The organism is Legionella sheltonii (assembly GCF_026191355.1).
In the GTDB taxonomy this organism is placed as follows: domain Bacteria; phylum Pseudomonadota; class Gammaproteobacteria; order Legionellales; family Legionellaceae; genus Legionella; species Legionella sheltonii.
The window spans coordinates 21538-46285 of the sequence record NZ_JAPHOQ010000002.1; the positions used below are offsets into that span (position 1 = coordinate 21538).

A 24748-nucleotide genomic window follows, 5' to 3' on the forward strand; every position below is an offset into this window, starting at 1 on the left:
AGTTCGCACTTCAGCTTTGTAGGCAACCATATCATCAGTGGTATTCAGATCATCATTAGGAAATTCAATGCAAGATAAAATACAAAAAAATGATTCAGCAGATGCGGCAGATAGTGTAAAACAATTTAATAAAATGAATGAAAAATTACACTCTCAACTACCTAAAATAAAGAAAGAACTCGAAGCTGAAGATAAGAAAACTCATAAAGAACTTAAAGAATATGAAACAGCCATTGAAACGATTCGGGCTATCCATCAGCAACACATTGGAACGGAGGCCAGTCACGTTTTAATTACTTTATTCGAACAATATGTAGCAAAAATAAATTCCCCCTTACAGCGCTGCTCAATGTTGCTTCACTCAAATCAAAGAAAAGACCTTAGGCTTGCGAAGCACTGTCTTACCCTGTTAAAGCCTAATCCTGATTCTAACCATGAAGGTGATGAAGTCATCTATAATTTACTGAAATACTGGAATCAACATCATGATGAATTGGACATCAAACAAGGTACTACACAAATACTATGTGCCTTCTTTTCTTGCTACAAACACTACATCCACCTATCTGAGAAACTGAACGAGAAATTACGGGTTCACGATTTTTGGCGAACTGCTGTTTATGATCAATGGATTTCCCCCATTCTGAATGAGATAGATGATGAAAGCGATGATGTAAAAAAACGCGCTTTTGAAAAACTATCTGCCCTACAAAAATGGATACCTGGGTATCAGACCGGTTATCAGAAATATTTTACTCAGCGTATATTATGGAAATTAGAAGACCCTACACTGGACCTCGAAGGCCATAAAATCCTGATAAAAAGTATTATTGATCTACGAGCTTGGATTGCTCCTTCTATGCAAAGCAAAATTATAGAGCGCCTTACTATTCTTATAAGCAATAGTGATTCAGATATGAAGCTCCTTGCAAAAATGGCATTAAAAAAGTTCATGGATGATAAAGCCTGCTCCATTCAAATTGATGAAGCAATTGAACACTTACTCAAGAGAAAAGAGCGAAGTCAGATGTTCCGATTAGATAAAGTATCTATAAATTATATTCTTTTTGACCTCGATTTTCTCAGTGTGTTTGCATCTTCTGCTATGCAAGGAAAACTGATGCTGCATTTCATTCAGGAATTTCTACAGACATCTGATCGTTTTCTTGAAGGCCTTTTTTGCCATTCACTTGCTCAAATACCCGCAGCCCTACCTGAACTGCCCGAAGCAATGCGAGAAGGAGTGATTAGAAAAATAACTCATTTATTAAGCTTTGATGGAAGGGACAATCCTGATCTGGGCATTAATTTTGAATATTATTGTGAAATTTTCATGCGCATCAAGGACAGTATGGACAAGAGCGCCCAAGAAAACATTTGCTATGATCTTTTTAAATATTATCTAGAATACTCCTACGATGAGTATATTCAGCCTGTGACCAAGCGGCGTTCTCAGCTCATTGCGATGATGTCTTCGGAAAAACGATTCCAGCTTGTTGAATACGCATTCTCTCTATTACTAACCGAATTCAATCCCGCTATATATGAAGATCGGAAATTTTTTTGTTTATTATCTCAAACAGAAAGAGTAAGGGCACTCCAGATTATAACCACCCTAATCGATACATCACCTGATAAAATGAACATGCATACTCAATTCTTTAATATGCTTTTGGCGATTTATAAAGATGAAGAGGAGGCTAATGTTACTCGGTTAACTGCTCAAGAAATACTTACTGCATTCAATTGGCATCTATCTGATGAATTCAAGAACTCAACCATTGATAGTCTATTTGCTTTGATCGATCATCCCAAAAGCCCTTTGTTCTCTCCCCCCAATAACCATTCCGCTTTTACGTTAAGACTGATGAAACATCTCTCATCAACCATGGGTAAAACAGCATATACCACCTTAAATGATAAGTTACTTGCCCTTTTTCATGCAAAAGATAATCCATTGTTACAATGTGATATTGTCCATACATTGTCAGACATACACCCTCAGCTTGATAAAAATAAACGTACGGATGTTGCCCTGTCTTTAATTAATTTTTTACAGAATCCAACGAAAAACAGAATAATTAAAGAGGCCATTGTTCATTTCATTGCACTCGAACAAAAACGACTGTCTTCACCTGTTTCTGACTCTGCTATTCCTGTGCTAATCCACATCATTGCCCAGAAAACGAAACATAAAAACTTACAAAGAGCTGCCTGTAAAGCGTTACGTCAATTTAGCGCTTCCAACTCTAACTCCGAACAAAAAGAACAAGTGACCGGCGTTTTACTTAAAACAATCAAAAAAACAAAAGATCCTCATATCTGGAAAGGACTTTTCAAAACAATCGTTGCATTAAAGGATTGGCTTTCCCCCCAAAAGAAAGAATCGTTTATCAATTACTTAATGGAAAACATAGACGATAGCGCTCACGACATCACTCATTATCATTTTTTTAAAACTCTTTTTTTCTTAAGGGATTGGTTAACCGCTGAACAGAAATCCTCCTTACTCGAAGCAAAATTAAAGAACTTTCTTATTAATCTCAACTACAACTCTAGAGGAACTTATGAGGTACTTGACGACTTAATGCCGGTGTTAAATCAAAATGAACGGATCTTCGTTATTCACCATTTGATTGCAAATTTGGATCATCTCCATCTCAATTTGGCACATAAACTATTCATAACACATGCTGCAGTCCTCAGTGAAAATGATAAGATCATCTTGCTTGCCCGCCTAGAAAAACTTGGCTCCCATATAGAAAGCAATAGAGCAAATGAAGCCAGATCGCACTTTATCGAGATTTACAATCTTTACTCTCAAAGTATTGTAGAAAAACTCCTGTATCAAGCAGCCCAACAACATGATTTACCTATGGAGGTTACTCAACATATCTGGAGTTATGCCCAGTAATAAGCTCGTGTGAGCCCAAAATCAAATGAGAATATTATATAAAATTTAGTGATTGACTTGGGTTCGTAATAACGCAAATGATATAGACTTAAGTAAAATCTTTGATGGGAATAGGGCGTGTTGCCAATTTATCCCCACCGGCTACGTGCCGCGACTTGTTCGCGGCATCCAGGAAATGGTCAAGTTAAAGATGAACTTAATTCATTGCTCTAATCTAATGATTAATAAGAGCAAACTCATAATTTATCGATTTCAATATCAAGTATAAAACGAGTTTGCAATGGCTAGACTGATGCTCCGTGATGAGCTATGGTCTAAGCTAAAGGAGATAATGCTACAACAAAAATTCATATGGCAGTTGATGCTTGCGGCCTTCCGATTGAATTTCAATTGACTGGCGGAGAGGTACATGATGCTAAAGCAGCTTCAGGTCTCATTGAAACACTCCCTAAGGCTGATTACACCATTGCAGACAAAGGATATGATAGCGAGGAAATTCGAGATCAGATTAGGCAAAAATCATCTACTCCAATGATTCCTCGGAAGACGAACTCTAAAACTGGGAATGCTGATATTGATTGGGGTCTATACAAATATCGTCATCTAGTTGAAAACCTATTTGCGCGACTTAAACATTTTCGAGCTGTTGCCACAAGAGATGATAAATTGAAGAGAAATGATGCGTCAATGCTCGCAATGGCTTGTTCCTATATTTGGCTACCAATGTAATCCGTGAAATTTAGGTGATATCATCGCATTGAGTCCAACACTCTGATCAAAACAAGGAAGCCAAATGAAGTCATTTATGTCTATATTATGGCAAGCAAGCGAAATGGTACACTATACGCTGGTTCAACATCAGATTTAATTAAACGAGTCTGGGAACATAAAAACAGCCTGATTCCGGGATTTACAGCTAAGTACAATGTACATATATTGGTTTATTACGAGGTTCATGAAACCTATATAGAAGCTGCTCGACGTGAAAAGCGATTCAAAAATTGGCCCAGGCAGTGGAAGTTAAATTTGATTGAGAACCTAAATACAGAATGGCATGATCTTTATGAAGAAATTTGCCACTGATTAAGATCGGCTGGTTGCCGCGAACAGGTCGCGGCACGTAGGCGGTGGGGATGAATTGTCAACACGCCCTAGTGAAGTCAAAGATAATATCAGACGTGGATCATTATAAAGAATGATATAATTAAGATACTCTGTGCTAACGATTATAATAGGAGTTTGGGGTGAGTAAGGCTTTTACTAAAGAAGATGATGAGTATACAGAACCAGAACGCCCAGACTTAGCGTTACCAAGTATTAAAAATTATATGACGCCTAATGGTTTTGCGATGTTGCAAAATGAATTACGAAATTTAATGAGTAATGAACGGCCGGAAATTGTAAAAGTGGTAAGTTGGGCAGCAAGTAATGGCGATCGATCGGAAAACGGGGATTATATTTATGGAAAAAAGCGTTTACGTGAAATTGATAGACGCATTCGTTATTTGACGAAACGTTTAGAGAGCGCTGAAATAGTCAATCCAAAACTTCAAGTAGGCCTTACTCAAGTATTTTTTGGCGCCACTGTCCAATTCATCAATGAGCATGGTGAATCACAGTCGGTCAAAATTGTAGGTTTGGATGAAGCAGATATTAATGTAGGAAAAATAAGTTGGGTATCCCCCTTAGCAAAAGCATTATTGAAAGCTAAAGTTGGAGAAAGCAGGACATTAAGGGTTGGTGATAAAGAATCTATTTTAACGGTGACACATATTTCGTACATCGAATAATTTTATAGAACGAACAAATGCCTTTTACTTATCATTACAAACAACCAGAAGAATATCATTTTAGTCTTGATTCAATTCAGCTTGCGAAATTTGTTGCCACACAATTCAAATCCCACCCTAATCTTGGTTCATTACGTGTATTAGATCTTTGCGCAGGTTGTGGGGTCATTGGCTTTGAATTGTCATGGCATCTTCAAGCAATCCGCCAGATTGATTTTATTGAGATCCAGGATATTTATACTGAATATTTTTATCAAAACTTGGCACACATCAATCGACCTGAATTGCAATTTCGCTGGCATCTTTTAAATTATGATGCATTACATGAAAAAAAATGGGAAGGCAAATTTGATTTGATTATCAGTAATCCACCCTATTTCCAACTTGGCCACGGAATGCTTTCACCTTCCCAATTTAAAAACCGTTGTCGGTTTTATTTAGATAGCTCTTTTCAGAATTACATTCGAGCGCTAGAAAATTCGCTTGCAAACAAAGGTAAAGCTTATTTTTTATTAAGACCATTAAAACATCATGGTTTTGATTTATTTTCTGATATACAAAAAATACTCCAGGAAACATCAGCAACAGCGAAAAAAATATCACATGTCCGAGGTACGGAAGTTATCTTATTAGAAAAACTGCTTTGACATTTTTTGTCAAAAATTAACTCCACCTGACATCATTTTGTAACAATATTAATAATTAATAAACGCAATATTTTTTCTGTGTTAAGCTTGGCTAATAGATGAAAAATGAGTTTGGTCATGATTAAAATTGGGCAGTTTAATAGATTAAAAATGGTACGGGAAGCTCCTTTTGGGGTGTATCTTCAAGGAGGCGAATGGGGTGAAATTTTACTACCCAATAAATCGGTGCCTAAAGGAGCTCTAGTTGGTGATGTGCTGGATGTATTTGTTTATTTTGATTCAGACGACAAAATTATTGCGACAACAGCACGCCCTCATGCCCAATTAGGTCGCTGTGCTTTTTTAAAAGTGATTGATGTGAATGCTGTAGGGGCTTTTCTTGATTGGGGATTAGACAAAGATTTATTAGTCCCCAAACCAGAACAACATCGTCCTATGGAAAAAGGGAAATCTTATCTTGTCTATTTAAAGCAAGATAATCAGGGGCGCATTATTGCGAGCTCAAAAATCGATTATTTTTTGGATAAGACAGCAGCTCACTATAAGCCTGGGGAGGAAGTTAACCTACTTGTTGCTGACAGAACGCCTTTGGGGCAAAAAGTGATTATCAATCACAATCACTGGGGATTAATCCATGCAGGTGATATTTTTCAAACATTAATTTATGGCAAAAAAATAAAAGGGTACATTAAGAGAGTACGTGAAGATGGCAAAATTGATGTTGTTTTAAGACAAATAGGACATAACAATATTAATGAATTAGCACAACGTATTATATCTAAGCTTGAGCAAGCAGGTGGTTTTTTAGCGTTACATGATAAAAGCTCTCCTGCAGAGATCCAGCAAATATTTGCTGAAAGCAAAAAAAATTTTAAAAGTGCAATTGGACAACTTTATAAACGAGGTATGATTCATCTTGAAGAAAAAGGAATTCGTTTACACGTAGATAAGAAGAGTTAAACCAGCACACTTCATTCAATGACATACAACCCACTTTAGTATCTTTAAAGGCAAGCAGCCTTTTCATAGAGGATTTTGCTTGCTTGCCTTAAGGCGCATCTACGCTCACTTGTTATTGATTAATATGACTTTTTAACTATATAAATTTGCAGGGTCTCCGCAAATATTGTTCCCTATTTACAAGTAAAACTCCTTTACCTTCGATAGACCTGGCTTTATGTAAAAATAACGATAAAACCCAGGCGCACCATTTCTCAAACCTTCTCTCAACTTGCGATCAAAATGCCTGAAAGGACACCAAACCTTCTACCGTATATTAGTTATGATCTGGCGAACAATTCATTTAGAGATATAAATATTATACCCAAAAAATCATACCCAAAAGTAGCATATAATTGGCGCATAATGATTGATTTGAATGCAGGTGTTTCTATGAAAAACTCTGAACTGCTGGAAATAGCGCGAGAAGCATGCACATATGCCAGAGAACATATAAAAGAAGGCGAGACTACACCTCGGATTAAGTTTTATAAGAAGAATGCCGATTTATTGGGTAAAGATTTTGCTGAAACACGAAGAGGGTATCTGAAAAAAAAATATCCAGTCCTTTATGAAAAATTGAAAGCAAGTGGAGATAAAGAAAAAACTATTATTCATTCGTTACAATATATCGATAGAAAAAAACTTGAAGGTGCTGTTCAAGACATGCGGGATGAAGCCGATGAGTTATGGGAAGCTTTTTGTAGGGATAAAAAAGTCGAAAAATACTCTGAACGCGGTCAGTCAATTCGAAGGTACGCAGTAGAACTCTGTTCTTTAGAGAGAAAAATTGGCAATTGTGGCGAATTTGCCACACTGGCCTTTTTCTATATCCAAAAAAAGTATCCTGAACGACTTGAAGAAATGAATCTTACCGTACTTGGGGTCAATGGTAGGAGTCATGTTGTGGTCAGTATGGGGAGTGATGATGATAGGGTCATATGTGATCCAACCTTAGATCTTGTTTTTGAATTAAAGAAAGAGCCTGAAAAATTACATGCTTTTACTCAATCTCACGGGAAGAACTCTTATTATGTGCCTGAGGTTCACACACTTGAAAAATTAGCCACATATAATCCAAAAGTAAAGCTTAATCAGAATGATATTGAAGAACTAAACAGACTCTACAGACGAAAAATAAGACAAGAAATTGATTCACCATCTACTCCAGCAGAGGATATTGAAGAAAACCTGAGTCAGGAGGATGTTTTCAACCAAATCTGTTCCAAGGCAATTAATACTACATATCTCAAACCTAGACAGTCTGATGCACCTAAACTTAGGCTCAAATACGCTTTGCAATGTTACATCAAAACAAGAGCTGAAGAGGCCAAGATTGTTTCAAATAGTGGAGATGGAGTTTCCTATGATAAAAATAATACTCATATAGATAAAATAGCTGGTCTAGTTAGATTTAAATCTGTAGTCATGTGGTTGAAATCACAATATACTGCCGAAGATAAGATTTGTACGGCACAAAAAGTAATCGATAAATTAGAGGGTAAAATAAAAGATCCCATTACTGAGCGTGAGTTGTCGATCCTCAAGGATGGTCGCCTTGGTTCAGATACCAAACCGTTTATTGATATTCTGGAAAAGATGTATGTACCCCAAAATCAACTCCAAGCAAAAAGCTCATGACAAAAAGATTTTCATAATTATTACAAATATCTTATGAGGCAAAATTTAGATTATAGAACAGCCTCATATTCAAATGCTCCTTTTGTCCACAACCCAAATAATGTCTATACTTATCACATAATGCATTTTAATTGCTCATACTTTGCATGAATTGACTTTCCATTTTGAAGTATGTTGTATTTAGGAGTGTTCGTATGAGTTTTGGGAAAAGCCTACTAAGTCTTTTCAAAACAAGGCCTCAAAGTATTACCCAGTTAGCGTCGGCAATAGAGCATAATATACCCTATTATAGAATTCACGGTGGTTGTCCGGAGAACGGTTTGCCAACAAGGGGTAATTTTGACAGAATCACTATTGAAGCATTAGTTAAATACATATCTGTGAACAAACCGCTTGTGGCCTATGGAGGAACTGTGCTTCTTGAAAACTTGTTCACTGGATTTTTACAAGGTAAGAAAGTCGAAAATGGAGCAAGTGGATTAGTTGTGGGAGTCCCTGGAAGAGTTATCGAATTATCTTCTCTATATGAACCTTTACTTGACTATTTTACTGATTTAAATCCAGAAGAAGCTACTAATGCGGTTGCAAATTTTATAAAAGAGAATGAAGCAATAATTGAAAATTTATCTGAGGATCGTATTATTGCTTATGTAACTGACTTAGAAGATTTGATGCAAGGAGAACCCGTAAGAAATCACTTCGCTGATTTAAATCCCTTATTACCTGAAAAACTAACCATACATGAACTGCAAGATACTGATTTTGTACGCGAATTATGGGAGGGGATGTCCTCTAAAAATTCGTTAAGAAATGAATAACAATTAATATTCACCTATCCACACCCTGCATTAGGAACACTTCACCTTTCTATGCCTCTCTCTATGAATTATAGTACTTAATATTTTCTTAATAATTTGTCTATATATTTATCAGTCCTGTATAAAAAGGGTTTATTATGAAATTTGAAAATTCTTTATTTGAAGAACGCTATAATGAGTACTGGAATAGAAATGTTGTGGTATTAGATACCATCATTCGCAATATTAATATGCAAAATCTATTTGCAAATCGAGCTAATGTTGGCGATCTGATTAAATCCTATCAACAACATGTACTGAATATGTTATCCAATTTATCTCGTCAAGAGTCGATGTTTGAAGACAAAGGATATGTGAATGAATACAGGCAAAACACCATTCAACAAGCCCATGAGGATCTCGCTTTCTATTCACGTGCATTTCCGGAATATCGAGAAAACATAGCTGAATTTTTAAACGCTATTGATAAGGATTCATCTTTAAAAATTGATGGGGCTCCATCGCTTGCTTACAATTCCGCTAAATAATACAGATAAGACATTGCCTGTATCAAAAATTAATACAGGCAAAATCCAAGGTAAAAACGTTGTCATTCCTGAACATAAAGAAATCCATTCCTGAGAAAATTGATATTTAAGTTAATTCTCCACCTGGGTGGAGATACCTGTTTCGATACTCGAGAATTATTAATGGCAGTACAGCCCTATTTTCCTTGTTAGGAGCGTGCTAATTAATAGATTCAGCAGAATATCTTCTTTGAATTGATTCATTGTGATCCAAGTCTTCCGGATGATGCTGAAGTCTCTTCGCTTTATCCATATCAAAGAAGTATGGGGAATAAGTTGATTCCTCTTTTGGTGATTTTTTAACAAAACAGAAAAACGTTGCTTTGGCTACGTCCCCTACCGAACGAATGTCCTCTTTAACCAATGTAAATCCTAATTGCCCCATAATCGCATCAAGAATATTTTTAGAAAAATAATGCGATTGATATTCAGATTTAAATTTTGAAACAGCTTTCATGGCATCTTCAGGGGTAGGAATTTGATTTTTATCCATACTATATCTTAGGTTTAATAAAATATGAGAAAGATCTAAAACATCGTCATCAAAACAATTTGCATGTTCGGATAAAAAGAGGACTCCACCCGGTTCCAAAGCTTGACTTGCCTGTTTTAAACTGTCAAGTTGCGCTTTGAAAGAAGGAAAATGATGTAATGAATGATTATACATAACCACTGCAAACTTTTTTCCGTCAAGCGCACCTAATAAATCACTCCCATCATAGACATAATGGTGGTTAATTTGTTCCATATACTCATTTTTATTTTTCTTATCACTACTGTTTTCCCCGCCCCAATCAATATTCGATTGAATATCAATTGCATTTCCTTCCATCTTAAGTGCTTCGCTCACTAAATAAGTCATAGCGCAATCACCAGCCCCTACATCCAGGAGCGCTTTTCCCTTTAACCTCACTCTACTTTGGGGGGATAGACCTGAAGTAATAATACGCGCAATATTTGCGGCTTTGGACATTTGATATTCCTTATCAGTCATAACAAACCCATGTTTATTTTGCATTCCCAATGCAAAGTACCATTGATGAATGGTTGCCGCACATACTTCATCCGAAGTATCTATAGGATACTCTCGCAGCATTCTCATTAAATCCAATACTGCTTTTTGATCTACATCTGCAAAAGTGTATAAAAAAACATTTCTTATATCTTTTTGTCGACTTTGAGATTTTAATAGTTTAATTATTTGATTGGGCTTTAATATTTGCGGATCATGTTCTGAAATAGATTCAGAAATGCTTGTTTCATTTTCATTATTAAGATAAGGGGTACCATTCAAATTTGTTGTCATATCATCTCTTTACTCAATTTAAATTGAATGGTCATTCTATGACAATTATAATTAATTTTAAATCATGGTGATTTTAATTTTTTCATTTAGTTTAAATTAACCTTAATCTATCGAGGATAGCAAATAGTATACCCTGATGAACAGGGCAAATATTGGATTAAAAATTAAAGCAAGCAACAGTATTTCTCAAGGTTTTCTAAGAAACTGGAATAGGAAACAAAATCCAGGTGATGCTTTAAATTAGGAAATATTCTTCTGTGCTTGTTCCGCAGCTAAATAAACACTAATAATGCTAATCACTGCCAAGATAATGAGATAGACTGAGACAGGCCACGTATGATATTAACAATAGGATACCTTATTTCATCCTATATAAAATCTCATCAGAATGCGAGGATTCTTCAATATATCTGATTTCTCTTTGCAGAGTTGATTTTGTTACTTCATTCGCAAATTATGTTATCGCCAAAAGCTACAGGAATAATCAATAAAACTCTGGTTACAAAGAGTTATCTTGGGCCAAATGCTGTATGTGAATATCAGGGCACATAAAATCGCAGTATGTTGCCTAGAAAGTAGTAGTGTAAAAAAAGCCCATATTATTTCTTTTCATTTTTTTTGCTACTAAACTAAAATCGACGATTAGAAGTTGGAATCCAGGATAAGGAAATTCGATATGAGCTATTTAGAGCTTATAACAAAAACATTGGATAAATTTGCGCAAAGTTTCATCACACTGACTCCTAATATAATTATCGGTATTATTTTTGCTTTTGTGACGTACTTTGTTGCAAAAATAGTGAGTCGACTCGTAAGTTCTCTTCTACCCAGAATGACAATTCGTGCCAATTTAGTCACTATTTTTCATAAGCTAACCATTATTATCGTTTGGTTTGTTGGTATATTAATCATATCCGCCATTATCGTTCCATCAGTAACCACTGCCAATGTCTTAGCCACTTTGGGCTTAACCTCTGTCGCAATCGGTTTGGCATTTAGAAACATTTTTGAAAACTTTTTTAGTGGCATTTTACTCTTACTCAGAGAGCCTTTTAGTATTGGTGACTTCATCATCGTTGACTCAGAACAAGGCTATGTTTATCGTATTTCAGTGCAAAACACTCATTTACGCAAAACAGATGGAACTCGTGTATACATCCCGAATTCTAAATTGTATACCAATACCGTAGTGGTATTAACTGATACGCCGCTAAGACGAAAAAAAATTGGTTGTAGTGTTGATTTTGGTACCGACGTGGAAAAAGCACGTTCAGTGATTGCCTCAGCATTGGAACGATGCGAGACTGTTTCTAAAGATAAATACATTCAAATTTATGTGGTTTCATTTTCTTCGAATGGAATTGATTTTGAAATATATTGGTGGACCAAACCCAAGCCCAGCGACCAACGCCGTTCACTCGATGAAGTGCTCACAAGCATTAAAAAAGCACTTGATGATGAAAAAATTGCGATGACCTACTCTACCCCATTAAGTTTTGTGGAACCTTTAGCAATAAAAAATAAAGGAAATCATGATGACTCTGATGCCCACTAAATCAGATAAGCCCAGGTTTACTCGACTAGCACTATACTGAATCAATTAAAAAGCTTAAAATCTAATTTATTCGCCGATCTTATTGCCTATCTTTTTGGATGTTCAAAATGAGTCAACTTCTAGACCTATCTCTTCTAAAAAAAAATCGTGATTTCAGATTGCTCTATTTTGGGCAATTCATTTCATTTACAGGCACCATGATCAGTAGTGTCGCCCTGCCCTATCAAATTTATCAAATGACCCAATCAACACTTATGGTCGGATTATTAAGCTTAGTGCAATTATTACCTCTATTAGTTACTGCCCTGATTGGTGGGGTTTTTGCAGATCGATACAATCGTCGTGGATTATTAATCATCAGTGAATTACTTCTTGCTGTGGGCTGTTGCATGCTTGTGCTTAACTCCTATCAAGCTGCCCCCTCTCTGATCCTGATTTTTATCGTTTCAGCTTCTATGTCAGCAATTAACGGCTTACATCGTCCTGCTTTTGATAGTATTGCGCAACAGATTGTCGAGCCCAAGGATTACAAAAATATGGGGGTTCTTGCTACATTTAAATTCAGTTTTTGTATGATTATTGCTCCAGCTATAGCTGGACTTATCATTGCCCAATACGGCATTGTAATTACTTATTTAATTGATTTAATTACTTTTTTTATATCATTAGTCACTTTAACTAGACTGCATAACATTCCCAAACCCGTACAGCACGAACATCCATCTATTGTTTCTTCGTTAAAACAAGGAGTTTCCTTTGCTTTTAATCGACAAGAATTAATGGGAAGCTATCTTGTTGATTTTATTGCGATGGTTTTTGCATGGCCTAACTCCTTACTTCCTGCTATAGCCCAATCATTCGGTGGCGCAAAAACTTTGGGTTTACTATATTCTGCACCTGCAGTAGGTGCTTTGATTGTTTCATTTTTCAGTGGTTGGACCGCAAAAATAGATCGTGATGGTAAAGCAATTGCAATTGCAGCTGCGCTATGGGGAGCTGCAATTATTGGATTTGGTTTATCCAGTTCACTTTGGCTTGTCCTATTTTTCTTGGCGCTCGCTGGTGCTTTTGATGCTATAAGTGGAATATTTCGCGGCACTTTATGGAACAATACCATTCCAACAGAATATCGCGGAAGATTGGCAGGCATAGAAATGATCAGTTATTTAAGTGGGCCTAAATTAGGAGATGCACGCGCCGGATTTATCGCATCCAGTTTTAGCATTACCACCGCTTTGATATCAGGTGGTGTATTATGCATTATCGGGGTGACTGTTTGTTGTCTGGCCTTTCCTAAGTTTTGGCGTTATCGATCACATCAACAATAGCCTACTCTCGTCATCCCGAGTCTTCTTTTATCCCGTGAGCAGCGAGGTATCGCCACCCTATAGCACAGGGTGGCGATGGAATATGCTTCCCTGCGCTCGGAATGACTGCACCGCTACGCTATTTTACATGCGACATGAGTGAATCAAATCAAATTTTGGATTGTATTCCTTTGCTTTTACATCAAAAAGCGACAACAGCGTTGAAAATAAATAATCATGCGATATAGGATCAGATTGCTTATTATGCAAACAATTTTCTTTCATGACTAATTGTTTCGATAATCCTTCTGATAACCAGAAAATCATAGGAACCTTCTTTTGTTCGTCCGGAGCCATAAAATAAGGTAACCCATGAAGAAATAAATTATGTTCACCCAGTGACTCACCATGATCCGATACATAAATTAATCCTGTATCATGGGATTTAATATTATGTAACAAATCAATTGCGTGAGCTAATATCGAATCTGTATACAAAATCGCATTATCATATGTATTTACTAATGCTTTCTGCGAACAAGTGGATAAATCCGTGGTTTCACAGATAGGAGTCCAATGTTTAAATTGTTCTGGATAACGTTCAAAATATGCTGGACCATGGTTACCAAGCATATGCAATATGATCAGCTGATCCCCTTTTATATTAATAATCCGTTTCTGAAGTTGATGCAAAAGAACCTCATCAAAGCAACGTTTGTTTTGACATAGAGCATTCTTTTTTAATTTTTCAAACATGGAATCTTCACATACCCCTTTACAGCCTGATTGATTATCACGCCACAAAACAGAAACATTGGTACGTTCTAATAAATGAAGCAAAGATTCAGTTTGATCAATTTTCGCACTGTTGTATTCATGCATACCATAAGGAGAAAACATACAGGGCAACGAAACTGCTGTTGTCGTACCACAACTAGTGACTTCACTGAAATTAATCACTTGACGTTTAGCTAGTTCTGGGGTTGTTTGCCTGTGATATCCATTTAAACCCCAGTTTCCAGCACGAACTGTCTCACCAACCACAAGAATAATGACTCGCGGTTTGCTATTTTCAGGGCGTGGAAGCTTATGAGCATCTGTTCCAATTTTGATTTTTGTTTTATCCACACGCGCCTGTCGCGCTCTCCAGTATGCTTTTGTTGAAGATGAAATGATATTTAAGGGGGTAATTAAATAGATGATTTGCTTTCTTTCCCGATGAATTGGACCAAGTTCGTGAAATATTGCCCATGCCCCACCAAACATCATACACAATGACAAAAAAATAGTTCCTAATCGTCCAGCCCAATAGGAAGGAAGGCTTCTTTTATAAATTTTAATATGCCAAATCATCCAGCAAGGAAGTACTCCCAGGAATAGAAAATATGGAAGAATACGCCACTGCAAAAACTCACTGCTCTCCTGATAGTCGGTACTCACAACATTGGTAATCATGGTGGGATCAATGTACACATGAAATGTATTCATGAAATACACAGCAACAGAGGTAACCAGTAACAGTCCCATGGTAAACCATTTGAAAGTCCACCGATTAATGACTAAAAGAAGTAAGAACCACTGCAAACCCGTGATTGCAGTTGCTGTACAAAAAATAATAAACCAGGTATATGGATTCGCTAATTCTTTACCTTGAAGTAATTCTGTCCAGAAAGAGCTATTACACGCTAAAGTAAAAAAAAGGCTACACACTAAGGTGATCAGTTCACTAGACCAATAACTTGTACGACTTGTTTTGATAACTTTCTCCTCAAAATAGAGGCGTATTTTACAAATTTTTTTTTATATTTGATAGTGATTCTTATTCAGCTTTCTCTTTATACTAAAAAGGGCTGATTTAGATAACAACGTGGAAGGCCTTAAAAAGAGTTCTCGTGATCCACTAACATTAATGTTCAGGGATCACGAATTTAAACTTAAGTGGGATACTTCAACCAAACAGGCATTACCTTATTCAAGTACACCATAAACTTCCATAATCCCACCTGAGACTCGACATTGCCATAAATATCAGTCTTTGTCTCGGGATAAGCAATACCTAAACCAAACAATCCCGGCCCAATGATGCCGACATAGGGATTATGACGCGCATTTTCGTAATCACCAATTACAATACTTTTCCGTTTCTCAAAACCTACTGCATAAACTACTTGGTCACATTCAGGTAAAAAACGTGCAATATGAGGTTCACTGAGATTATAACGAACCAGATTAGAAGGTAAAACACCATCAATATGTTCGCGAGCCCAAGCCGCAGTTTGTCCCTTAAGTCCTGTATTGTCGAAAAGAATCCAATCATCCATTTCAATAGCATAACGACATGGAGAACGGTAAAAATTAATAACTTTTTTAACCTCCAATTCGACAAGATGCTTTAAAATAATAATTGCAGAATGTGACGAACCGAATACACCAAAAGTCTCATCTCGCTGAATGACAGCAGACAGTTTCTCTTTATCAATTGCAGTATCAAAAGGAATTACATTAACACCGGGATAATTTAATGTAGACGGGAGTGCACCTGTAGCCAATATGACATTTTTAGCTTGGTAGCTTTTTGAATCTGAACATAAAGACCATAGACGCTTAGATAAGAACATACTACGAATTGTTGTTTTTACCGATTGAACCTTTTGTAATAAATGTTCCGTAATCCACTGTAAAGGTTCAACAATGAAACTTAAAGTGCATGTTTCATCAACAGGTAAATGATTTAATTGAAAATCAATAGGTGCATCTTGGTAATGAAAAGAATGAACTGCCAATAAAAAATCTTTAAAAAATTTTACCTTCGTATTACTCGAAACATTATTCCAGTGCAGACCTAAATCGCCGACCTTAAAATGGGGGGCAAACCATACAATATCTTCTGCTAAAATACCGTTATCTAACAACTTACCGATTGCCGCGATCCCCGCAGGACCAGCCCCTACCACTGCCCATTGATATGTCTTTTTATCCATAACCCTTATTCACATGTATTAACCAACTCACAAGTACCTGAACTACAGTCATCTATCGTTTGGCATGAAGGATCATAATAACCTTCTGCAGGCACCCCAATAACCACACCGGTATTATCATTCAAATTATCATCATACCAAATGTCATCCGTATTCACATTAATCCCATCTCCATACCAATCATCATTGTGATAGTAATTACCATGGTAATTATTATAATTGTCATGGTTATGATACCCATTATTGTACCCAGTATTTGGGGGAGGTGCGCCATGGTAGCCGCCACCGACATGTCCCTCAAAAGCAAAAAGAGAAACACTTGTAAGAAAGGATAAAGCAAACAGAAAACCGCGAGCACATACTTTCATTTTCTTTCCTTAGAGTAAGCGGCCAGATCTTAATAAAGTATAGTACTCGAAATCAAAGTAAGTGAAACAAAAATTTATGACAAATAAATTTGAATTTTGGATGTTTATGTTACACTCAAGTAATTGTTTGCTCTTATGAAGAAATTTTATGATTTATATTTCCATTCCTCCAGGAAAAGCATTTAAAAAAATTGTTGTTGAAATGGACGAACATAATAATGCTAAGACATTCAAAGATTGTTTCGTTGATCTAGAAGATGGGTCCATAATTGAATTGCAAGACTTAATTAAGGAAGCCTTACAGAACACGAAAAGAAAAAGCGAGATAAATTTAAAAGCATTTACCATATATTTGAAAAAACCACCTGCCACTGAAGATTCTTTTTTGTCCTATACTCCAAACCATAATGGTAAATATCCAACTGATGTAGAGCCTGAAATTGTTATTGGAAAGAACGTTCAGAAATATAATCCGGCAGCACAGACTAAATATGGATCTTTTTGGCATAGGCAACTTTTCTTAACAACCGATAAGCAATCAGAAATCACAGCGAAAATGGAAGCCCAGAAACAAGATCGACGACATGTTGGCGATAGCCCTAAAGCAACCTAAATTCTTTAAACGAGTGTTCTCCATGTTGTAGTAGCAATACACCGGGGATCCCTAGCGATGCTCTCGATGACGACAACACCCCACAAATTATTCTACACAACCCAGTAACAAATTCGATTCGGTGACATATTTAATCAGTTATGCTAAGATGACGTTCGTTCCAAAACCATGAATACATACAGCACTTATTCAGCCTACACTATAATATATTGGAACAAAATCAAATAACACTTTTGGATCACCTATGGCAGTTACTATAAAAACCCCTGATGAAATCGAAAAAATGCGTGTTGCCGGCAAACTAGCCGCAGAAGTTCTTGAGATGATTGGACCTTATGTACAAGAAGGCGTCACTACAGACGAGCTAAATACTATTTGTCATGACTACATCGTCAACACACAAAAAGCGATTCCTGCTCCTTTAAATTATAATGGGTTTCCAAAATCCATTTGTACCTCAGTTAATCATGTAGTATGTCATGGGATCCCAGGAAAAAAAGTTTTAAAAGATGGTGACATCATTAATATTGATGTCACCGTCATCAAAAACGATTATCACGGTGATACAAGTAAGATGTTCATTATTGGTACGCCTTCAGTCAAAGCAAAACATGTAACTCAGGTAGCTCATGAGTGTTTGTTTATAGGAATTGACATGGTAAAACCCGGAGTTCATTTAGGTGATATAGGACATGCTATCCAACAGCATGCAGAAAAAAATCGTTGCTCTGTTGTCCGTGATTATTGTGGCCATGGCATAGGACGTATTTTCCATGAAGATCCCCAAGTACTGCATTATGGAGTACCTAACACAGGAATGAAACTGGAACCCGGGATGACATTCACAATTGAACCCATGATCAATATAGGCAAGCACCACACTCGTTTATTACCAGATCATTGGACTGTAGTCACTAAAGATCACAGTCTTTCAGCCCAATGGGAACATACCTTATTGGTTACCGATGATGGTGTAGAAATTTTGACTCTGCGCGATGAAGAACGAAAATAAACCTACAAAAGCTCATCCCTTTGCCCAAGCACTCGATGCCGAAAAAAAAGGGATGACCTCAGAGTTGCAACAGCTTAAAAACTCTCTAAGACAATTTAAAGAAAAATTACGCGAAGAATTCGATTATAAAACCAATATCACCACCATTATTCGTAAACTTGTTGCTTTCATCGATGAACTAGTTATCAGTCTATTCATTAAAAATCAACTGGATCATGAGGTTTTTTGCCTTCTCGCCCTTGGCAGTTATGGACGTCGAGAACTGCAGCTCTATTCTGATGTCGATATATTGTTGCTTCATACGGATAAAGTCTCGAAATCACAATTACAACGCGCGCAAAACTTTATCCAGGATTGCTGGGATGTGGGCTTGGATCTCAGTCATCAAATCACTGGCGTTTCCTCGTGTGCGGAGCTCGCAAGCCAAGATGTTGCAGTGATTTCAAGTCTTATGGACATGTTTTTATTATGCGGTCGGGGCGCATTAATGGAAGAATTGACTTATCAAATCCATCCCCTGCACATGTGGACAAGTCATGATTATTTTTTGGCAAAACTCCAAGAGCAAAAAAAACGCGATGCTAAATATGGTGAAACAGCTTATAACTTGGAACCCAATGTCAAATATGGCCCTGGCGGTCTGCGAGATTTGCACATTCTACTCAGCATTGGCAAGCGTCATTTTAATATTAAAAAATTAGCTGATGGCATAAGCTATGGATTCATTACGGATAAAGAATATGAAAAACTAACATACTGCCAGCATTTTCTCTGGCGCGTACGTTTTGCCTTACATGTATTAGCTGAAAAAGCGGAAGAACGCTTATCTTTTGATTATCAGATTAAATTAGCTCAGTTTTTTGGCTATAAAGATAAACCTCATTCACTAGCCATAGAACAATTTATGAAAGACTACTTTAAAGTGATTAAACGGAATAGAGAACTCAATGAGATGCTATTACAATGGTTTGATGAAACCATTGCGCACTCCCCCAAGCAAAAATTATTTCATTTAGATAATGAGTTTCAACTGTCTAATAATTACATCGAAGTAAGAAATACTCGTATTTTCATCCATCATCCACAAGCTCTATTAAAACTATTTCTCTGGATAGCGAAACGCCGAGATATTGAAGGGGTCAGAGCGAATACTATTCGATTAATTAGAGAATCTCTCTATCTGATGAATAAACGTTTTAAAGCATCTTCAGAAACAACAGAATTATTTATGAGCATTCTTAAAACAGAGGATGGACCATATAAAGCCTTACATCGAATGAGCCGATATGGTGTTCTGGCCCATTATCTTGAATGTTTCGCTATGGTCACTGGTCAAATGCAATATGATTTATTTCATGTATATACGGTAGACCAACACACATTATTCGTTATTCGCAATCTATCACGTTTCAAAGAAAAAAATTATGCAGAGCAATTTCCTCTCTGTGTACAAATCATGTCCACTTTAAACAAACCTGAGCTGCTATACCTTAGTGCTTTATTTCATGATATAGCCAAAGGAAGAGGCGGCGATCATTCCGAGCTGGGTGCGGTTGAAGCATTGCATTTTGCACAAAATCACCATCTTGAAAAAGAAGACAGTGATTTGCTTGTGTGGCTTGTACGAAATCACCTCATCATGTCTCAAACTGCTCAGCGTCAAGATATTTATGATCCCAATACAATAAAGAATTTTTGCCAACTCTTACCCCACCCACACTATTTGGATTATCTGTATTTGCTTACGGTTGCAGATATTTGTGGAACCAACCCCACGTTATGGAATTCTTGGAAAGATTCTCTGCTTAAGGAGTTATATCGTGCTGCCAAACATATGTTACATAAAGAACAAGAATTAATGGATGAAACAGAACTTATTAAAGCACGTAAGCACTATGCTTTATCGATATTGGTTGCTGAAGGAACTTCAGCAAACATAGTTGAAGAATTATGGGAACAATTTAAAGATAAATATTTTTTACATGAATCTCCTGAAATCATAGCCCGTCATACTAAGGCAATTCTTGCTTGCACAAAATTTCCCTTAGTCATGATTATGCCTCATCATAGCCAAGGTGGAACTGAAGTTTTTATCTATATGCCCCATCGAGATGATCGGTTTGCCATTGCGACAACTGTTTTAAGTAACCACAATGTCACCATTCAAGAAGCAATGATTCTTACCTGTGATAATCAATATGATTTGGACACTTACATTATTTTAGATGAGCAAAATCAGGCATTTTTTAATAAACAACGCTCCCATGATATTCAACAGGCTTTATGTACTCATTTAGCGAAAACAGAACAATTGCCTGCCATAGCTCGAAAAAGACTCTCAAGAGCTTTGGCACATTTTAATGTCAAAACTCAAATTCATTACAACGATGATCTGACTAATCTTCAAACTCGATTATTCCTGGTCACTGGAGATAGACCTGGCCTACTAGCAACTATAGGTAGGGTATTTTCAACCTTAAATATTCACTTACATAATGCAAAAATTGTAACTGCTGGAGAACGTGCAGAAGATACATTTTATATTACAAATCAACAAAATCAGTCATTAAATAATGATGAGAAGGAAGTTCTAAAACAAAAACTAACTCAGGAATTACTAGTCTGTTCAAAGTAACATCTCAAGAGATATAGAATATCATCACATAGGAAATGAAATAACAAAACACCAAGGTGCCAATTTATTTGCACATTGCTATCAATTTGACTATATTAAAGCAAAGACAATCAACCCGATATTGTATGAAAAAAAGGCAGGTAGCTTCAATTTTGCGAAGGTATTGGAACTCCAATATTGATGAAATTGAAGAGTTAAAAAAAAGTTATAATACTTTGGTACATCTTGGTGATGAAGAAGAAGTTCCCGAAGAAATAGAAGATGAATATTATAATGTTTTAGAGGTACTTTCCAGCCCCTCTGAGCCTCATTATCCATTTTATTTAAAAGAATTTATTCCGAACATTCTTGAAGAAAACTTAGATACACTTTTAGATGGATTTGAGGAGGGAGATCTAGTTTATGGAATAAGCGGTTCACGTATTAGTTTATTTTATTTTTTGAAAGCGCAAGGAAAAGATGCTTTCGCTACAAGAGTAGATGAGCTATTTAATGCAACTATTGACCCCTTTCTTGAACCCCTTCTCGATCCCAGTTTTGCAAAACCAACCAATCCCTTTTATGCTTCCGCACAAACATTTAAATCATATGCCAGTCTGTTAAACAATGAAATTGAACAACTTTCGCCCTTAACAAAGCAAACTGACAAAATGCCCTTCATTAAAAAAATGTCAAAGATGGGCGTTTTTTGGACGCTTAATAATGAACATAAGCTACATTTTGTTTTGAACAAAATAGATTACAAGCTGTGTTTTGATAAAAAATTCGACAAAATAACCTTTGCTGAACTTCGCTTTCTTTACCGCTATTGGGAGCAATTCAAACCTTATTATGAACGAGGACAAATCAATTTTTACTTCTTAAACGAAAACAATCAATTAAAAAAAGTAGAAGCCCCTTGGGAGTCAAATCCACAAATTGTAAGGAGTTATATACCCCAAAATAGCACCAACAGAAAATACCATGCATTTTTTAATAGTTATATAATTGATCTGCTCAAGAATGAAATAAAAAAAGGAATATGGAAGACGGGCTTCTTTGGATTAGGAGGAGGCAAGACTATTGTTATTGATGGACAGGAGAAAACAGTCCCTCATCGTGTTGCACGTATTTATAAGATTGCAACTGATCCTACTTTAAGTTCGGCAGATAAATACATAAAAATCCTAGCAGCTGCCGAGAAAGCCATCCGTAGCCCCAAAAAGTTACAAAAGCCAGAAACTACCGAATTTTATCAAGCAATTCTGGACTTTGATAAGAAGATGGCACCCGTTGAAAAAGATAAATTAAGATTTTTTAAGGGACCGATGATAGCGGATAAACAACAGGGGATGCAGGAAAAAGACCAACCTAAGCTACAATAAGTAGTCATCATCCAAGCATGGGAATATTTCTGTAATCTACAGTTATCTCCGGTAATTCATAAGCACCTATAAATCCCAATAGAAAAAACTTAAAAAAAATTTACCGCAATATTTGAAAAAATTCTGTCAGCAATAAAGAACATTCCGCTTGCATAATTCCCTCATCAATTTGAACTTTATGATTTAAAGGATACCCCTGCAACAAGTTATAGACGGATCCTGCGGCTCCTGCTTTAAAATCTCGGGTTGCAAAAACCACTCTTTTAATCCGGGCATGAACAATAAGTCCCGCGCACATGGCGCAAGGTTCAAGAGTCACATAGAGCGTTGTATCTAATAGTCGGTGATTGTTTAGCTGTTGCGATGCATGCCTGATTGCACGGACTTCTGCATGATCGGATGGATCATGGCTGTTTTGTGTGACGTTTCGTCCTAAGCCTAATAACTGATTATCTTTGCTTACCAGTACGGCACCAACAGGAACTTCTCCTTCATTTTGGGCTAGAATTGCCTGCTCATATGCTTTTTGCATCCAATAGTGATCGTTCATTATTAGTTATAGAAAAAAATTTTACAATTTATAGCTTGGGTGATTTGTAGCCCGGATTAGCGAAGCTTAATCCGGGATTTTTGCCATATAACCCACCCTAAAATTATTCCCATTCAATTGTAGCTGGTGGTTTACCTGAAATATCATACGTTACACGAGATACCCCATCTACTTCATTAATAATGCGATTGGAAATATGGCCAAGAAAGTCCCAAGGTAATTGCGACCAGTGTGCTGTCATAAAATCGACCGTCTCAACAGCCCGAAGACAAATCACGTAATCGTATTTTCGTCCATCCCCCATCACCCCCACACTTTTAACCGGTAAAAATACAGCAAAAGCCTGACTGACTTTATGATAAAGATCCGCTTTTCTTAATTCCTCAATAAAAATAGCATCCGCTCGACGTAAAATATCCGCATATTCCTTTTTCACTTCTGCTAGAATTCGAACGCCTAATCCAGGACCAGGAAAAGGATGGCGATAAACCATGTCATGTGGCAAACCTAACTCAAGTCCAATATTACGAACTTCATCTTTAAATAATTCACGGATAGGCTCTAATAGTTTTAAGTTTAAGGTTTCTGGCAATCCACCTACATTATGGTGGGATTTAATGACCACTGAAGCACCATTGGTACTCGTTGCCGCCGACTCAATAACATCAGGATAAATCGTTCCTTGTGCCAACCAGGAAACTCCAGGAATTTTTAGTGCTTCCTCATCAAATACTTCGATAAAAGTACGTCCAATAATTTTTCTTTTTTCCTCAGGGCAAGTAACCCCTTTCAGAGCATTAAAAAATCGTTCTTCTGCTTTAACGGCAATCACTTCAATACCCATGTGCTTGCCAAACATCTCCATGACTTCATCTGCTTCATTAAAACGCAACAAGCCAGTATCAACAAAAACACAAACCAATTGTGAGCCAATCGCCTTATGTAATAAAGCAGCAACTACCGAAGAATCTACACCACCCGATAAACCGAGTAAAACTTTATCTGTTCCTACCTTAGTTCTGATTTTACTGATTGCTTCATCAATAATTAGTTCTGAGGTCCAATTCGTTGAAGCCTTACAAATATCTACAACGAAACGATGTAAAATACGTATCCCTTGCAGAGTATGGGTTACTTCTGGATGAAATTGCACACCATACATCTGGCGATTTTCATCCGCCATTCCAGCAATTGGAGCATTACGCGTTTCACAAATTACCTTAAAGCCAACAGGTAATTTCGTCACCTTATCTCCATGGCTCATCCAAACATCCAATAAAGCATTTCCATCTGTGTTAAGGCGATCTTCAATTTGTGAAAACAATTTGCTGTGGCCATGCAACTTCAATTCAGCATAACCAAATTCTCTCATAGAAGATGACTGTACTTCTCCCCCTAATTGTACTGCCATGGTTTGCATCCCATAGCAAATCCCCAAAATAGGAATCCCAGCATTAAATAACCATTGGGGTGCTCGAGGATTTGCATCGTGGGTTACAGTTGCTGGGCCACCAGATAAAATGATGCCGCAGGGACTTAGAGAAGCAAATTCTTCTTGTGTTATGTTGAAAGGATGAATCTCACAATACACACCTAGCTCACGTACTCGGCGAGCAATCAATTGTGTGTATTGAGAACCAAAATCAAGGATGAGTAAAGGATGTTGCTTTAAATCGTTCATT

20 protein-coding genes and 1 pseudogene are annotated in these 24748 nt (G+C 36.7%); 15 read left to right on the plus strand and 6 right to left on the minus strand.

Annotated features, from left to right (window positions below):
- Positions 1 to 67 precede the first annotated feature (67 nt).
- From OQJ26_RS02120 to OQJ26_RS02160, 9 genes and pseudogenes are all read left to right on the plus strand, one after another.
- Positions 68 to 2914 (plus strand): hypothetical protein, encoded by a 2847-nt coding sequence (locus OQJ26_RS02120; RefSeq protein WP_265702245.1) that lies wholly within the window; start codon positions 68 to 70, stop codon positions 2912 to 2914.
- 321 nt (positions 2915 to 3235) lie between these two features.
- A pseudogene (locus tag OQJ26_RS02125) lies at positions 3236 to 3643 on the plus strand (IS5 family transposase); the annotation flags it as partial.
- Between the two features lie 87 nt (positions 3644 to 3730).
- On the plus strand, positions 3731 to 3997 hold the full coding sequence (locus OQJ26_RS02130) for a GIY-YIG nuclease family protein (protein WP_265702247.1): 267 nt from the start codon (positions 3731 to 3733) through the stop codon (positions 3995 to 3997).
- A gap of 161 nt (positions 3998 to 4158) precedes the next feature.
- Complete coding sequence (gene greB, locus OQJ26_RS02135; RefSeq protein ID WP_265702248.1) at positions 4159 to 4704, plus strand: transcription elongation factor GreB; 546 nt, start codon at positions 4159 to 4161, stop codon at positions 4702 to 4704.
- 17 nt (positions 4705 to 4721) lie between these two features.
- Positions 4722 to 5351 (plus strand): methyltransferase, encoded by a 630-nt coding sequence (locus tag OQJ26_RS02140; protein WP_265702249.1) that lies wholly within the window; start codon positions 4722 to 4724, stop codon positions 5349 to 5351.
- Positions 5352 to 5468: 117 nt separating this feature from the next.
- Positions 5469 to 6311, plus strand: a complete 843-nt coding sequence (locus OQJ26_RS02145; protein WP_265702252.1) for a CvfB family protein — start codon at positions 5469 to 5471, stop codon at positions 6309 to 6311.
- A 432-nt stretch (positions 6312 to 6743) separates the two neighbouring features.
- A complete protein-coding gene (locus OQJ26_RS02150) occupies positions 6744 to 7991 on the plus strand; it encodes a hypothetical protein (protein ID WP_265702253.1) in 1248 nt (415 codons plus the stop codon).
- Between the two features lie 194 nt (positions 7992 to 8185).
- Complete coding sequence (locus OQJ26_RS02155) at positions 8186 to 8809, plus strand: hypothetical protein (RefSeq protein WP_265702254.1); 624 nt, start codon at positions 8186 to 8188, stop codon at positions 8807 to 8809.
- A 137-nt stretch (positions 8810 to 8946) separates the two neighbouring features.
- Positions 8947 to 9336, plus strand: coding sequence for a hypothetical protein (locus tag OQJ26_RS02160; protein WP_265702255.1), 390 nt, complete (start codon positions 8947 to 8949; stop codon positions 9334 to 9336).
- A 199-nt stretch (positions 9337 to 9535) separates the two neighbouring features.
- Here OQJ26_RS02160 and OQJ26_RS02165 read toward each other — a convergent pair whose 3' ends face one another.
- The gene (locus OQJ26_RS02165; RefSeq protein ID WP_265702256.1) at positions 9536 to 10681 is read right to left on the minus strand and encodes a class I SAM-dependent methyltransferase; all 1146 of its coding nucleotides are present in this window, start codon (positions 10679 to 10681) and stop codon (positions 9536 to 9538) included.
- 676 nt (positions 10682 to 11357) lie between these two features.
- On the opposite strand from OQJ26_RS02165, the gene OQJ26_RS02170 reads away from it, so the two are divergent.
- Positions 11358 to 12236 carry a mechanosensitive ion channel family protein gene (locus OQJ26_RS02170; RefSeq protein ID WP_265702257.1) on the plus strand — a complete coding sequence of 293 codons (879 nt, stop codon included), beginning with the start codon at positions 11358 to 11360 and terminating at the stop codon, positions 12234 to 12236.
- A 107-nt stretch (positions 12237 to 12343) separates the two neighbouring features.
- Positions 12344 to 13564, plus strand: coding sequence for an MFS transporter (locus tag OQJ26_RS02175; protein WP_265702258.1), 1221 nt, complete (start codon positions 12344 to 12346; stop codon positions 13562 to 13564).
- Positions 13565 to 13687: 123 nt separating this feature from the next.
- On the opposite strand, the gene OQJ26_RS02180 is transcribed toward OQJ26_RS02175, so the two are convergent.
- From OQJ26_RS02180 to OQJ26_RS02190, 3 genes are all read right to left on the minus strand, one after another.
- Complete coding sequence (locus tag OQJ26_RS02180) at positions 13688 to 15337, minus strand: phosphoethanolamine transferase (protein WP_322783954.1); 1650 nt, start codon at positions 15335 to 15337, stop codon at positions 13688 to 13690.
- A gap of 140 nt (positions 15338 to 15477) precedes the next feature.
- Positions 15478 to 16524 (minus strand): FAD-dependent oxidoreductase, encoded by a 1047-nt coding sequence (locus OQJ26_RS02185; protein ID WP_265702259.1) that lies wholly within the window; start codon positions 16522 to 16524, stop codon positions 15478 to 15480.
- Between the two features lie 5 nt (positions 16525 to 16529).
- Complete coding sequence (locus OQJ26_RS02190) at positions 16530 to 16892, minus strand: hypothetical protein (protein ID WP_265702260.1); 363 nt, start codon at positions 16890 to 16892, stop codon at positions 16530 to 16532.
- Between the two features lie 148 nt (positions 16893 to 17040).
- Between OQJ26_RS02190 and OQJ26_RS02195 the strand changes: the two genes are divergently transcribed.
- The 4 genes from OQJ26_RS02195 (at position 17041) to OQJ26_RS02210 (ending at position 22516) form a co-directional block, all read left to right on the plus strand.
- Positions 17041 to 17505 (plus strand): permease, encoded by a 465-nt coding sequence (locus tag OQJ26_RS02195; RefSeq protein ID WP_265702262.1) that lies wholly within the window; start codon positions 17041 to 17043, stop codon positions 17503 to 17505.
- Positions 17506 to 17749: 244 nt separating this feature from the next.
- Complete coding sequence (gene map, locus OQJ26_RS02200; protein ID WP_265702264.1) at positions 17750 to 18517, plus strand: type I methionyl aminopeptidase; 768 nt, start codon at positions 17750 to 17752, stop codon at positions 18515 to 18517.
- 52 nt (positions 18518 to 18569) lie between these two features.
- A complete protein-coding gene (glnD, locus tag OQJ26_RS02205) occupies positions 18570 to 21152 on the plus strand; it encodes a [protein-PII] uridylyltransferase (RefSeq protein WP_265702624.1) in 2583 nt (860 codons plus the stop codon).
- A gap of 125 nt (positions 21153 to 21277) precedes the next feature.
- Positions 21278 to 22516, plus strand: coding sequence for a hypothetical protein (locus OQJ26_RS02210; RefSeq protein ID WP_265702265.1), 1239 nt, complete (start codon positions 21278 to 21280; stop codon positions 22514 to 22516).
- Positions 22517 to 22616: 100 nt separating this feature from the next.
- Here the strand turns inward: OQJ26_RS02210 and tadA are convergent, their stop codons facing one another.
- On the minus strand, positions 22617 to 23066 hold the full coding sequence (tadA, locus tag OQJ26_RS02215; RefSeq protein WP_265702267.1) for a tRNA adenosine(34) deaminase TadA: 450 nt from the start codon (positions 23064 to 23066) through the stop codon (positions 22617 to 22619).
- A 103-nt stretch (positions 23067 to 23169) separates the two neighbouring features.
- Entirely contained in the window at positions 23170 to 24747 is a 1578-nt protein-coding gene (gene guaA / locus OQJ26_RS02220; RefSeq protein WP_265702268.1) for a glutamine-hydrolyzing GMP synthase, read from the minus strand.
- Between the last annotated feature and the right edge of the window lies 1 nt (position 24748).

Bases quoted from the DNA above. Each gene is read 5' to 3' on its own strand.
- OQJ26_RS02210 (WP_265702265.1), top strand. From the start codon at position 21,278: ATGAAAAAAAGGCAGGTAGCTTCAATTTTGCGAAGGTATTGGAACTCC.
- OQJ26_RS02140 (WP_265702249.1), top strand. From the start codon at position 4,722: ATGCCTTTTACTTATCATTACAAACAACCAGAAGAATATCATTTTAGT.
- OQJ26_RS02195 (WP_265702262.1), top strand. From the start codon at position 17,041: ATGATTTATATTTCCATTCCTCCAGGAAAAGCATTTAAAAAAATTGTT.
- OQJ26_RS02160 (WP_265702255.1), top strand. From the start codon at position 8,947: ATGAAATTTGAAAATTCTTTATTTGAAGAACGCTATAATGAGTACTGG.
- OQJ26_RS02170 (WP_265702257.1), top strand. From the start codon at position 11,358: ATGAGCTATTTAGAGCTTATAACAAAAACATTGGATAAATTTGCGCAA.
- OQJ26_RS02155 (WP_265702254.1), top strand. From the start codon at position 8,186: ATGAGTTTTGGGAAAAGCCTACTAAGTCTTTTCAAAACAAGGCCTCAA.
- OQJ26_RS02145 (WP_265702252.1), top strand. From the start codon at position 5,469: ATGATTAAAATTGGGCAGTTTAATAGATTAAAAATGGTACGGGAAGCT.
- guaA (WP_265702268.1), bottom strand. From the start codon at position 24,747: ATGAACGATTTAAAGCAACATCCTTTACTCATCCTTGATTTTGGTTCT.
- OQJ26_RS02190 (WP_265702260.1), bottom strand. From the start codon at position 16,892: ATGAAAGTATGTGCTCGCGGTTTTCTGTTTGCTTTATCCTTTCTTACA.
- OQJ26_RS02120 (WP_265702245.1), top strand. From the start codon at position 68: ATGCAAGATAAAATACAAAAAAATGATTCAGCAGATGCGGCAGATAGT.
- OQJ26_RS02165 (WP_265702256.1), bottom strand. From the start codon at position 10,681: ATGACAACAAATTTGAATGGTACCCCTTATCTTAATAATGAAAATGAA.
- glnD (WP_265702624.1), top strand. From the start codon at position 18,570: ATGACCTCAGAGTTGCAACAGCTTAAAAACTCTCTAAGACAATTTAAA.
- map (WP_265702264.1), top strand. From the start codon at position 17,750: ATGGCAGTTACTATAAAAACCCCTGATGAAATCGAAAAAATGCGTGTT.
- OQJ26_RS02185 (WP_265702259.1), bottom strand. From the start codon at position 16,524: ATGGATAAAAAGACATATCAATGGGCAGTGGTAGGGGCTGGTCCTGCG.
- OQJ26_RS02175 (WP_265702258.1), top strand. From the start codon at position 12,344: ATGAGTCAACTTCTAGACCTATCTCTTCTAAAAAAAAATCGTGATTTC.
- tadA (WP_265702267.1), bottom strand. From the start codon at position 23,066: ATGAACGATCACTATTGGATGCAAAAAGCATATGAGCAGGCAATTCTA.
- OQJ26_RS02130 (WP_265702247.1), top strand. From the start codon at position 3,731: ATGGCAAGCAAGCGAAATGGTACACTATACGCTGGTTCAACATCAGAT.
- OQJ26_RS02150 (WP_265702253.1), top strand. From the start codon at position 6,744: ATGAAAAACTCTGAACTGCTGGAAATAGCGCGAGAAGCATGCACATAT.